Origin of the sequence: Bifidobacterium oedipodis (assembly GCF_012932425.1) — a bacterium.
Classification (GTDB): domain Bacteria; phylum Actinomycetota; class Actinomycetes; order Actinomycetales; family Bifidobacteriaceae; genus Bifidobacterium; species Bifidobacterium oedipodis.
Genome location: NZ_JAAIII010000005.1, coordinates 84122 through 96588, shown reverse-complemented (window position 1 = coordinate 96588; position 12467 = coordinate 84122). Strand labels below are relative to the sequence as shown.

Below are 12467 nucleotides of genomic sequence, written 5' to 3'. Positions count from 1 at the left end.
AAAACGAATCGGGTGCCGGACTCCGTCCGACACCCGATTCGTTTACAAGGACTAGCTCCTCCTTCTATATACGCTCACTAATACGCCTGCGGACAACAGCACAACGGCGCAAACCACCGCCATCGCCACAGCCGAACCGGTGTTGACCAAGCCCGATGTTTCGGAGTCGCCGTTTGCAGCGGAAGCATCGCCACCCGTCTGTCCAGAATCACCGACACCGGGAGTCGAATCACCCTCACCGGAATCTCCGCCAGGAGTCGAATCACCCACACCGGAATCCTCTCCATCGGAACCTCCGCCAGGAGTCGAATCACCCTCACCGGAATCCTCTCCATCGGAACCATCATCCGGCTGGCTGGGAACGGAACTGGCCTCGTCGGCAATACGCACGGCCTTGCCCGACGGAACCGTCACATCACCGTTCTCACTCACCTCAACCGAGTCCGAGGACTTGACCCACACACCATCGGCGTTCAGCGATCCCAATTCGATGACCTTGCCTTCTCCCGCATTGAAGATGACCGAGCCGAAAGTATCGGAGAACACATAGACGCCGCCGTCGGTCGGATCATAGATCGCCAGCCCCACATCCTGAGTGGTGGTGGAGAACGTCACCGCGATATCTCCAACCGTCTCGGTCTGAGTGCGCTCCACATCTATCGACTGCTTCTCCGCATTGAATGCCGCCATGTTGGACGACTCGCTCTTGGCCACCAGCTGGCTGAGTGCGTTGAACCCGCCCATGAAATTCCTGAAACGCTCCGTCGATTCCGGCATATCGGGAATCACGCCCAACGTCCAAGTGGTATAGCTCTGGAAATTCTCCACCGTGGTGGAGTCTCCGTACAGGGAATATCCGGAACGGACTCCTCCGCTTTTGGTGAACTCGGTGGCCCAGGAATCGTTGAGATGCCAGAAGTTCATGAACCCTCCCGCCGCAAGCACGGAAGCGAGCGCAGCCACTTTCTCGTTATGGTTGCCTCCCGTTTCCGGCAGATAGGCGATATCAGAGATCTCCGCAGCCTGGCGCGCAAATTCCGCTTGGTTGGATGGGTTGCTGTCATAAGTGTCAGGCCCGACGAAATCAATATACGGCAATTTCGCAAACTGGGCGATCGACGCAAGCTTGCCCGCATTGGCGATCCATGTGCCACGCTTGAAGTTCATGCGCGTCGCGACCACGTAATCGGCGGTTTTCACCGCTTTGCCCAACGCATTGGCGGTTTGGAGCAAGGCAGGCAAGGCATTGCCGCTACTGCTGGTCGCATACGGATAGGAATCCGGCTCGTTGTACACCTGGAACAAGATGGACTGATGGGTGGTGTCCACCTCGGCAAGGTGATTGAACATCGCATGCACTGCGGCCTGCTCCTGCTCGTACAAATAGGAGCCCAGACGATCAAGCTCATCCGCGGTGTATTCCGGATAGGCTTTGTTCCCGAAGGGCATAAGCGGCACCCAGCGCTTGTCGTCGCTGACGGCCTGCACCACATACTCGCTCGTGGCCTTATCGAGTTTGTGCGCATAGTATTCCTCGCCGGAGAGGTAATCCGGCATCGTAGCGATATAGCCTCGATAGTTGCCGTAGATCACAGCGCCACCGCAGCCAATGGACCCGAACCAAGTCCAGTCGAGCTTCAAATCATACTTCTTGGCCCACTCAACATAGCGGTCGATAAGCGACCAGTCATATTCGCCTTCTTTGGAGGGCTGAATCTGACGCCAGGCAAGCTCGATCTGCAGGGTTTTGATACCCGTGGCGGCCGCTTTTTCGAAGACGTTCTCCAGCCAATCACGATCGAGGCCTTCCAAACGCTCATCCCATGTGGTCGGCAAATCCGCTCCTTGCGTAAGCTGATTGCCATAGGTCTGCCATTCGCCGAAAGTCTGCACTCCCATGATCGGGAAAGGCTGGCCGTCGACTTCAAGATAGCCCTTCGTGCCATTTCTGGCGACTGTGGAGACCACGATCTGATCGGACGAGGGTTTAGCCGTGACGATAACGGTCGCTTTAGCCGTAAACGTCTCGATCCCGGCAAGAGCGCCCTCGACGTCAATGGTATCGCCGACCTCCGTCGCATCCCAATCCACCGCGGCGAGATTCCATGCCACTTCCACTTGCTTGATAGATGAATCGGAGTAGACGACGGCGACGCTGGCGGGCAACGTCGGATCAGATCCCTCCTCCGCCTTGACCGTCACAGGCGACGCGCTGACCGCCGTCACCTCGACGGGGGCAAAGTACCCGTCATACAGCGCCTTGACCTGAGTTCCGTCAAGTGGCGTCTGCCAAACTTTGAACTCATCGATCTCACCTTTGAACGGCGAAGAGTACTTCTTCCAGTTGCCCATACCGATGAGAGCGCTGAATGTGCTGGACTCGCTGTGAAGCAGAGAGAAGTCCACGTTGTCGTTCGTCTGCGCGACCTGCACGCCATCCACGTATAGCGTCAGCATATCGGTGGATTGGGTGACCGCCACATGCTTCCACTCCCCCAAAGGCAGCGTGTCCGATTCGGCCTTCACCTGCTTGTTCTTCGACACATGGGAGGTGGCGGCGGTATCCGGAGTGAGGAACAGGCCGTCGGTATTGCGGGGGAATACGCTGGTATCGTCACCGCCGATGTACCAAATCGGCTGTGACACGGTGGCCGCGTCCGAGGAAACCTCGCCATCCCACTTCACCCAAGCAGATACGGTGATACCTTCCGTCACGTTTCGGTACAGGCCGTTGGGCACAGCGACTTTCGCCTCTGTGCCATCCAACTGCAACGTTCCCGAACCGTTATGGGTGGACTCATCCTGAGAGAAAACGCCCGACGACACATTACCGCTTACGGCACCGTCAAATGAGGATCCGCCGGATCCGAGATTGCTGACCACGCCATCAGACACGACGTCAAACGAGTAACTGACCAATGGGGTCGGCACCGACACCTCCGAAGCAAGCGCAGTGCCTGCGAATGGCGCCACAAGAGTGGCCATCGCGGCCAAAGCCGCGACCGCGCCTCTCCTTATGTTGGCATAGTTTCGCACAAGATTCCTTTCTCTAAATCCACTCTGCGATCACAGAGCACAACACGGGCCCGCGCCATGAAACCAATCACCGACGCGGACCCCGGCACCATCAGCCTTTGACGGAACCCGCCACCAGACCGGAGACGATCCATTTCTGGCAGAAAATGAAGAAGATGAACACCGGCACCAATGCGATGACGGTAATCGTCATGAACGCCGGCCAGTTGGTGGTGAACTGACTCATGGAATTGAACACCTGCAGAATAATGGTGCGGTTATCCGTCGAGGACAGGAACACATTGGGCTGCAGGAAGTCGTTCCATGTGGACAGCGTTTGGAATACGACCACTGTGGCAAGGATCGGCGTGCACATCGGCAGCACAATCGTGTAATAGATTCTGAACGGCCCCGCCCCATCGATGCGTGCGGCTTCGATGACTTCCATGGGGAGCTTGCGCATATACCCCACGATAAGGAAGTAGCAGAAGATGGAGTTGACGAGGTACAGCAGAATCAGTCCCTGCAATGTATTGACCAGACCGAGGCTCGCCTCGATGCGATACTGCGGAATCAACGTGGCCTGCAGGGGGATGCAGAAGGCGATCATCAGCACGGCGCCCACGCCTGCGGTGAACCAGCTTTTGCGAAGAATCATACCATAGGCGGCGAGGGAGCCGATGAACAGCTGGAAAAACACCGCCACGCCGGTCACGATAATCGAATTAAGAAAGCTTCGTGCGATCGGAAGGTTCGCAAATGCGTCGACATAGTTGTCGAAGGACCATTCCCCCGGCAGTCCGAATGGGGAGACCGCCATGTCCATCGAGCTTTTGAACGAGTTGATAATGATGTAGTACAGGGGAATCGCCATGACGATGGCAACAAGATTGACCAGTACGGTACGGACCCAAACGCCGATTTTGGCGCGGGTGGAGGGCTTCAATCCATTCATTACGCGAACCTCCTCGAAAGGGCGCTGGTAATCAGGGTCTGACCAAGCACAATGATCAGACACGATAGGGTGAAGAGCACGGCAAGCGCCGATCCGAGCCCGTACTGCGACTGCGAGATGCCATGGACGATGATGGCTTGGGTGATGGTGTTGGTCGAATAGCCAGGACCGCCCTTGGTCATGCCGAACGGCAGGTCATACACCTTCAGACCGTTGGTGATCAGAAGGAAAGTGGAGACCACAATGCCGGGAATCAGCTGAGGCAAGGTAATATGGACGAATTTCTGCAGTCCAGTGGCGCCATCGACGGCGGCCTGCTCATACAAATCGGCGGGGATGGCCTGCAGATAAGCCAGATACAATGTGGCGTGCCAGCCGACGGCGGCCCAGATCGCCACAAAAATCACGCAGACACGAGCGAGCGTGGAGTCGGAAAGCCACGGCACCGAGTCGAGCCCGAGATTCACCAGAACTGTGTTGACCGCACCGGTTTTGAGCGGGGAAAGGATAAAACTCCACACCATGCCGAGCACGATCAGGGACGGAACCCCTAGGAAGAAGAACAAGGACCGAGCGAATGACCTACCGTAGAACTTCGTGTTCAGCAAAACCGCCAACGGAATGGCCAGCACCGTGGTGATCAGGGTGGTGGCTACGGCGAATAGAACGGTGAAGCCCAACCCCACCAGAAGCGACGGATCGGTGAACACCTTGTTGTAGTTCGCCAGTCCTACGAAGTTGACATTCGGATTCAGTCCGGTGTAGTCCGTGAACGAATAATAGACCGTTTGAATCAGCGGAATCAATGTCAGGACAATGAAAACCGCCAAGATGGGGACAAGGAATCCGGTAGACGAGGCGGATTCTGCGAAACCCCGAGTTTTGAACCAAGGGGTTCCCTCGGTCGAGGAATGTCGGGATTTTGGTTCCCGAGCTTGTGATGGCATGGAATTGGCCTTTCAGGAAAAGTGATCAACCGGCGGAAGCGCGAGGGAAACCCGGAATCCGCCCCGCCGGTTTCACTGTGATTGGAATGCGCCCACGGATCATCTATCCATGGTCGACGTGCGACGCAATGGGAGATGAGGTTACTTGGCGTTGGCCTCCCATACCTCGTCCATATGAGCGATCACTTCGTCCACACTGGCCTCCCCCTGCATCAGTAGCTGGAACTGCGAGACCATCTCGGTGGCCATCACATTGCCGTTCTGGGACCAGTTGGTCCAGTAGTACTTGCCAGTGGTCACATATTCGTCGTACACGTCTTGCAGGTGCTCATCCACATTGGCGGCGTATTCGGAAGACACGGAGATCTGACCGATATTCTCTTCGGCGAGCTTGAGGCCCTCTTCCGAGTTGAGGAAGCTCAGGAACTTCTTAGCCGCCTCAAGCTTGTCTCCCTCCGATTGGGATGAAATGACGTAGGGAGAGTCCGGGCCGCCGCCGACATAGGTCTCTCCGCCCTCAATGGCGGGGAAGGGCGCCACGGCATAGTCGATTCCGGACGAATCGAGATCCGCGAAATCCCACGGACCGGAACGGAACATGGCAAGCTGACCGGTCATGAACTGCTGTTTGATCTGATCATTCGTCACACCGACCACTTCTTTGGGCATGGTGCCGGAATCGATCAGCTTCTTCCACTCCGTCAGAGTCGTCTTCCACTGTTCGGTGAATGTGCCGCCTTCGCCCATCTCAGGCCACGCGGAGGTTTCGATGCCCTGCGCCGCATAGTACCCTCCCAGCATCGGCTGGAAGGATCCGGAAACGACGGTCGGATCGTCCATATACGCGGTGATGCCGGCATCATTGAGCTTCTCACCGAGCTCGACGAATTCATCGATGGTCTCGGGCACGGAGTCGTATCCCACCTGCGACAAGAGGTCCTTGTTGTAGACGATGACGCCGACCCAGGCGGTCGGGCTCATGCCATACACCTTGCCGTCACGGGTATAGAGCTCCTTGTTGGTGTCCGGAATGGACTGCATGAAATCCTCGTCGGTGATATCACGGGCAAGACCGGCATCGAGGATCTCATTACGGGTTTCGATGGACATATGGAACACGTTGGGCAGCTGGTTGCCTGCGGCACGGGTGGTCAACGTCTGCGCGTAGTCGGAGGCCTCGCCCTGTGCGGTGCTCAGATCGACGGTAATGCCGGGATTGGCTGCCTCGAACGCCTCGATAATCGGCTTGACCTGGTTCTCATTGTTCCAAGAGAAATATGAAATGGTAGTCGTATCACCGGCACCGGCAGAGCCGCATGCGGCCAGCGGAACGATCATGGCCGCCGTCGCAACCGCCGCGATCAGGCTTTTGGAGAATTTCATTGTTTTTCCTTTCCTATTATCAACTTTGATAATTATTAATACGTATTAACGCATGTGTACAGTATGCCAGCACCTACGCATTCATGCAACCCCACCTCCCACCAACACAGACCAAAATATGGAAAAACGTTGCAAATTAAGTCATTTCAATTGTTACACGCCGAACATAACCCATACCCACAAACGATGCCACCCATGCCACAACAGCGACGACATTTCCTCGTCTTGACAAATTATTAATTCGTATTAACAATACAATCAGACATTACCGCACGTCTCGTCATCCACAGAGGGATGACGCCCATCCTCCCCATATCAAGGAGTCGTTTATGCCAGCCGTCCTCTCCCAATCAGCCGTTTCCGTTTCCAACAACGGCCCTTCGATCACCATCGACCTCCTGCCTGACGAACTCTGGTGGGGAGGCACCGTGTCAGACGGGCGATATATGCCGTTCGGAGACGCCCCGTTCGCACGAAACCTCTCGACCGCCGGAACATCGGACAATCTAATCCCCACCGCCTCCAACCAAAGCGCCCCATTGCTGGTGTCCACAAAAGGACGCTACCTCTGGTCCGAAGGCACATTCGTTTTCTCGTTCGAACACGGAACACTGCACGCAAACTGCACATCACCAGACGGACAGATCGTCATCGTCCAGACCGACGGCAATCTTCGCGAGGCATATTTGGCCGCCTCCCGCAATCACTTCCCCGCATCGCAGCGCACCCCGGCCATGGAGATGCTCACCAAGCCACAGTACAACACATGGATCGAAATGCCGTATCAGCCCACACAAGACAAGGTGCTGAACTATGCCCACACCATATTGGACACCGGCATGCCAGCGGGAACGATCATGATCGACGATAAGTGGTGCCCCGATTACGGCGACTGGACCTTTGACCGTTCGGCGTTCCCCGATCCTCAATCGATGATTGGGCACCTGCACAATCTGGGATTCCATGTGATGCTATGGCTCGTACCGTTCGTCAGCCCCGACTCGGCCACATTCCGCGATCTGGAAGCAAAGGGACTGCTGCTGCGCGACCACACAGGAGACACGGCCGTACGCCGCTGGTGGAACGGCCTCAGCGCATTGCTGGATCTCAGCAATCCCGACACCATCGCATGGCTTTCGGATTCGCTGGATTCGCTTCGCGCCCTGGGCGTAGACGGCTTCAAATTCGACGGGGCCGATTTCTACGACTTTCATGACGACGACCGCCCCCATCATGCACTCACCCCGGCAGAATACTGCGAGCGCTGGGCATCGATCGGACTGGACTATCCTTTCAATGAGTTTCGAGCCTGCTGGAGGATGGGGGGACAACCGTTGGCCCAGCGACTCAAGGACAAGCCCCCGCTGTGGACGGACGATGGCATCGGAGCGTTGGTGCCCGAGCTACTCGCGCAGTCGATGATTGGACACCCCTTCACCTGCCCAGACATGATTGGCGGCGGCGAAGTCAATGATGCGGACCACGTCGGCAACGACCAGGAGTTCTTCGTCCGATACGCGCAAATCGCCGCATTGTCGCCAATGATGCAATTCTCCGTCTCACCGTCGCGCGTACTCGACGACGACCATCTCTCCGCCGTGAACACCGCGCTGCGTATTCGCGACGAGCACATGCCCCTCATCGAGGAATTGGCACAATACGCGGCGGAAACAGGTGAGCCGATCATGAGACCAATGGCATATCATTATGACGGATTCGACAAGGTCAATGACCAGTTCCTATTAGGAGACAAGTTGATCGTCGCACCGGTAACCGAACAAGGGGTGTCAAAACGCCGAGTGGCGATTCCCCACGGCACATGGCTGTCCGATCTGGGAGAGCGCATCGTCGGACCAACCACAATCACCACTCCCGTCGACATCGAGCGCATCCCGAGATTCCGTAAAGTCGAGTAACCTTAAGAGCAGGAAGAATCCCAAGATCACAAGTCCACTGAAGGATTGCACATGACCGCCAATACCGCCTCCCGCACGCAGAACCGCCCGCCTACGAGCAAGGATGTGGCGGCGTTGGCAGGAGTGTCCCAAAGCACGGTATCCTTCGTGATCAACGGGAAATACAACGTCTCCGAATCAACGCGTCGCAAAGTCCAGGAGGCGATGCGCAAACTCAACTATCAGCCCAATGCCGGAGCACGCACGCTACGCACGAACAAAACGAATATCATCTCCTTGTTCGTCGAAATCCATGAATCCCTTGACGCCAACGAAACCACGCCTTATATCGATACCATTGTGGCTCAGGCCCGCAAACACGACTATGACGTGATTCTCTCGACCACCAACGAAGGATCCGCCGGAATCAACCGTTTGGCGGGAAAATCGATCTGTGACGCGTTCATCCTCATGGATGTGCAACCCGACGACGAGCGCATCCCCGCCGCGGCAGCTCTCAACATGCCGGTGGTGCTTATAGGCCGCCCAAACGATGCCATGGGATTGGACGTGGTCGATTTCGACACTCGAGAGGCGGCTCGAATGGCGGTACGGGAACTCGCGGAGACCGGCCACCGCCATGTCGCTATCGTCGGTGACGCGATGGTGGCCTCCCAGCAAGGCTATAAATTCGTTGAAGATTTCTATGCGGGCGCCGCCGACGAGGCAAGCCGTTCAGGCCTGGAACTTTCCATTGTGCCGCGCATCACCGGCGACTGGGCAAGTTTCGCCGCAACCGCCGATCAGCTCCTAGCCCACCGCGATGACCGACTCGGGATTATCGTCAGACAACCGCGTATGACCGAATGGGTGCTCCGCCTGTTGGATCAGCGACGCATCGTGCCTGGCAAGGATGTGTCGCTGATCGCCCACTGCGCCGATTTGGCCGCGAAATCCTTCCCCTACCCCGTCACCAACATCTCCACGTTGCCTGAACAACTATCGACTGCGGCGACCGATATCCTGTTCACACGGCTCGAAGGAGATCGCAGTCCCGCGCATACCCAACTTGTCAGGCCGGCCGAGGTCACCCGTCGCGCCACCACCGTCGACTGGAATACGCGCGACTGATTTCTATTCGGGAGATATACGGCCACTGGACTGCCGCTACGTTTCGGCTGGATCAGCCTCACGTCCAATTAAGGAGCGCCGCCATACGACGGCGCACAAGTTCCTGTCGGACTGAAGCTCGATTGCGACAGCCCACCGGGCTGCCGCTACGTTTCGGCTGATAGATCAGCCTCACGTCCAATTAAGGAGCGCCGCCAACACAGCGGCGCACAAGTTCCTGTCGAGCTGAAGCTCGATTGCGACAGCCCACCGGGCTGCCGCTACGTTTCGGCTGATAGATCAGCCGAAACGTCCAGAGATGTAGCGCTCGGCTTCTTCGTTTTGGGGGTTGTTGAACATCGTGGTGGTGTCCGCGAAGTATTCAAGGTGGCCCGGCTGGCCCACGGCCTTCAGATTGAAGAAGGCGGTGAAGTCGGCGATACGGGCGGCCTGCTGCATGTTGTGGGTCACAATCACGATGGTGTAGTCGCTCTTGAGCTCGTTGATCAGATCCTCGACGGCCAGGGTCGAAATCGGGTCAAGAGCGGAGCAGGGCTCATCCATCAGCAACACCTGCGGGTGCACGGCCACGGCGCGGGCGATGCACAGCCTCTGCTGCTGACCACCAGACAGACCGATGCCGGGGTTGTCAAGACGATCCTTGACTTCTTCCCACAGGTTAGCGCCACGCAGGGCCCACTCGACCAGATCGTCGGCGTCGGACTTGGCCAGATGCTTGTTGTTCAGACGCACACCAGCCAGCACATTCTCACGAATCGACATGGTCGGGAACGGGTTCGGGCGCTGGAACACCATGCCCACATCGCGGCGCACGGCCACAGGGTCGACGTCCTTGGCATACAGGTTCTTGCCTTCCAACAGCACCTCGCCCTCGACATGAGCGCCGGGGATGATTTCGTGCATACGGTCGAGCGTGCGCAGCACCGTGGACTTGCCACAACCGGAAGGTCCGATGAAGGCGGTGACCTTGTTCGGCTCGATGTTGATGTTCACATCCTCCACGGCAAGGAAGTCGCCGTAGTAGATGTTCTCGTGGTTGACGTCAATACGTTGTCCCATGATATGTTTCCTTATTTCTCTATCTAAAAAGCGGGTCGGCTCAGCGCTCGGTCTTCACGGCGAATACCTTCGCCACGATACGTCCGATGAGGTTGAGCAGCAGCACGATGACGATCAGCACGAGGGCGGCGGCCCAAGCGCGTTCCATCGGGATTGTGGTCACGCAGGTGGCATCGGCATTGGCCGGGCAGTTGGCGCTCAGCTTGGAGTACTCCTGGTAGACGTACACCGGCAGCGTGGTCATCTGGCCCGAGAACAGGTTCACGTTGGTGGAGGAGATGAAGCCTGCGGTCATCAGCAACGGAGCGGTTTCACCAATCACACGTGCAATAGCGAGGATGGCACCGGAGACGATGCCCGGCAATGCGGTGCGCAGCACGATCTTGGTGATGGTGCGCTGCTTGGTGACGCCCAGAGCCAGCGAGGCTTCGCGCAGATCGTTCGGCACGATCTTGAGCATTTCCTCACAGGATTTGACCACGGTCGGCAGCATCAGCAGCGACAAAGCCACAGAGCCTTCGAAACCATTGATGGTGCCCGGCCCGAAGATGATGGTGAACATCGAGAAGGCGAACAGGCCGGCCACGATGGACGGAATGCCGCTCATCACGTCCACCAGCAGCGAAATCGTGGTGGCAAGCTTGCCATGAATCGAATATTCGACCAGGTACACGGCGCACATCACACCAATCGGGATGGAGATGATCATGGCACCGGCCGTGATTTCCAGCGTACCGATGATGGCGTGCAGCACACCACCGTAACCGCCGGAGGGGGTCTGGTTGCCGCCGACCACGCCGGTCATGTTGTAGCTCAGGAAGTTCAGGTTCAGTCGCTTGATACCGTTGATGATGGTGGTCCACAGCACGGAAATCAGCGGCACACAGGCAACGACGAAGGCCAGCGCGATCAGGCCGCGCATAAAGTAATCTTTGACGTTACGACGCTGGATGGCAGAACGTGTAGGGCGGAACTTGTCGAAGTCGATCTTCGGGGCACCGTCCATAGGTGATTTCTCAACGGCACTCATCACGCACTCGCTTTCTCGGTGATCTTACGGGCGATGTAGTTGACCACGAAGGTGATCAGGAACAGGATCAAACCGGTTCCAATCAGCGTGGAAACGCCCAGATCGTTGGCTTCAGGATACTGTGCGGCGATGTTCGCAGCGATGGTCTGGTTCTGCGAGGCCTGCAGCAGCTTGATGGAGTAGTTGAGTCCAGGAGACAGAATCATCAACACAGCCATCGTCTCACCAAGCGCACGGCCGAGAGCCAGCATGGAGGCGGACACGATACCGGACTTGCCGAACGGCAGCACGGCGAGCTTAACCATCTCCCACTTGGTGGCACCGAGGGCCAGAGCGGCCTCCTCATGCAGACGCGGGGTTTGCAGGAAGATATCGCGCGACATGGAGGTGATAATCGGCAGCACCATCACGGCAAGCACCACAGCCACCGTGGCAACCGTACGCGACGGGTTGGCAGCAGGGCCTTGGAACAGCGGAATCCAACCCAGATAGGTGGCCACCCAGTTCCAGAACGGATAGATTGCAGGCACCAGCACCAGGCCGCCCCACAAACCGTAGATTACCGAGGGGATAGCGGCGAGCAAATCGACCACATAGCTCAGCGCGGTGGCGAGCTTCTTGGGAGCATAGTGCGAGATAAACAGTGCGATGCCGATGGACACGAAGAACGAAATCAGCAGGGCCAGCAGGGAGACCAGCACAGTGCCGAACAGCAGCGGCCCGACATAACCCCAGAAGCTGGAGGCCTTGCCACCGGTGAAGCTGGACACGGTTTCGCTGTTGGCGGCCTGATCGCCACCGATCAGCGGCCAGGCGCGGAAGAAGAGGAACAGGAATACAGCGGCGAGCACAACCAGGATCAGGATGCCGCAGGCGTAGGCCACGCCTTTGAACACCTTGTCGGCGGTTTTACCGCTGACTGGCTGATCAATCGTTTTGTCGTCTTGAGAACTCACGGATTCTCCTTATGGTGAGGGCTTTAGTGTCTCTCGTCACTGCCGGTTTGAACGTGGGGCCCTACCCCCGCTTGAGCCGCAGCCGTGAAAACGACT

At 57.4% G+C, this 12467-nt stretch carries 9 protein-coding genes; 2 read left to right on the top strand and 7 right to left on the bottom strand.

The window, feature by feature from the left end:
• Nucleotides 1-51 precede the first annotated feature (51 nt).
• From G1C95_RS08805 to G1C95_RS08790, 4 genes are all read right to left on the bottom strand, one after another.
• The gene (locus G1C95_RS08805; RefSeq protein WP_169172590.1) at nt 52-3036 is read right to left on the bottom strand and encodes a LamG-like jellyroll fold domain-containing protein; all 2985 of its coding nucleotides are present in this window, start codon (nt 3034-3036) and stop codon (nt 52-54) included.
• Between the two features lie 91 nt (nt 3037-3127).
• Nucleotides 3128-3970 (bottom strand): carbohydrate ABC transporter permease, encoded by an 843-nt coding sequence (locus G1C95_RS08800; RefSeq protein ID WP_169172589.1) that lies wholly within the window; start codon nt 3968-3970, stop codon nt 3128-3130.
• On the bottom strand, nt 3970-4800 hold the full coding sequence (locus tag G1C95_RS08795; protein WP_240947507.1) for a carbohydrate ABC transporter permease: 831 nt from the start codon (nt 4798-4800) through the stop codon (nt 3970-3972). Before G1C95_RS08795 ends, G1C95_RS08800 begins: the two co-directional genes overlap by 1 nt.
• 258 nt (nt 4801-5058) lie before the next feature.
• Complete coding sequence (locus G1C95_RS08790; protein ID WP_169172587.1) at nt 5059-6300, bottom strand: ABC transporter substrate-binding protein; 1242 nt, start codon at nt 6298-6300, stop codon at nt 5059-5061.
• 329 nt (nt 6301-6629) lie between these two features.
• On the opposite strand from G1C95_RS08790, the gene G1C95_RS08785 reads away from it, so the two are divergent.
• Both G1C95_RS08785 and G1C95_RS08780 read left to right on the top strand, forming a co-directional pair.
• Nucleotides 6630-8216 carry a glycoside hydrolase family 31 protein gene (locus G1C95_RS08785; RefSeq protein ID WP_169172586.1) on the top strand — a complete coding sequence of 529 codons (1587 nt, stop codon included), beginning with the start codon at nt 6630-6632 and terminating at the stop codon, nt 8214-8216.
• 51 nt (nt 8217-8267) lie between these two features.
• Nucleotides 8268-9326, top strand: coding sequence for a LacI family DNA-binding transcriptional regulator (locus G1C95_RS08780; RefSeq protein ID WP_169172585.1), 1059 nt, complete (start codon nt 8268-8270; stop codon nt 9324-9326).
• A gap of 279 nt (nt 9327-9605) precedes the next feature.
• On the opposite strand, the gene pstB is transcribed toward G1C95_RS08780, so the two are convergent.
• The 3 genes from pstB to pstC are packed head-to-tail and all read right to left on the bottom strand — an operon-like array spanning nt 9606 to nt 12371.
• Complete coding sequence (gene pstB / locus G1C95_RS08775) at nt 9606-10385, bottom strand: phosphate ABC transporter ATP-binding protein PstB (protein ID WP_169172584.1); 780 nt, start codon at nt 10383-10385, stop codon at nt 9606-9608.
• A gap of 40 nt (nt 10386-10425) precedes the next feature.
• On the bottom strand, nt 10426-11415 hold the full coding sequence (gene pstA / locus G1C95_RS08770; RefSeq protein WP_169172583.1) for a phosphate ABC transporter permease PstA: 990 nt from the start codon (nt 11413-11415) through the stop codon (nt 10426-10428).
• Entirely contained in the window at nt 11415-12371 is a 957-nt protein-coding gene (gene pstC / locus G1C95_RS08765; RefSeq protein WP_169172582.1) for a phosphate ABC transporter permease subunit PstC, read from the bottom strand. The genes pstA and pstC overlap by 1 nt, the downstream gene beginning before the upstream one ends.
• Nucleotides 12372-12467: the final 96 nt, after the last annotated feature.

Excerpts from the sequence above, each read along its gene's own strand:
- G1C95_RS08800 (WP_169172589.1), bottom strand. The coding sequence starts at position 3,970 with ATGAATGGATTGAAGCCCTCCACCCGCGCCAAAATCGGCGTTTGGGTC.
- G1C95_RS08790 (WP_169172587.1), bottom strand. The coding sequence starts at position 6,300 with ATGAAATTCTCCAAAAGCCTGATCGCGGCGGTTGCGACGGCGGCCATG.
- G1C95_RS08785 (WP_169172586.1), top strand. The coding sequence starts at position 6,630 with ATGCCAGCCGTCCTCTCCCAATCAGCCGTTTCCGTTTCCAACAACGGC.
- G1C95_RS08780 (WP_169172585.1), top strand. The coding sequence starts at position 8,268 with ATGACCGCCAATACCGCCTCCCGCACGCAGAACCGCCCGCCTACGAGC.
- pstB (WP_169172584.1), bottom strand. The coding sequence starts at position 10,385 with ATGGGACAACGTATTGACGTCAACCACGAGAACATCTACTACGGCGAC.
- pstA (WP_169172583.1), bottom strand. The coding sequence starts at position 11,415 with ATGAGTGCCGTTGAGAAATCACCTATGGACGGTGCCCCGAAGATCGAC.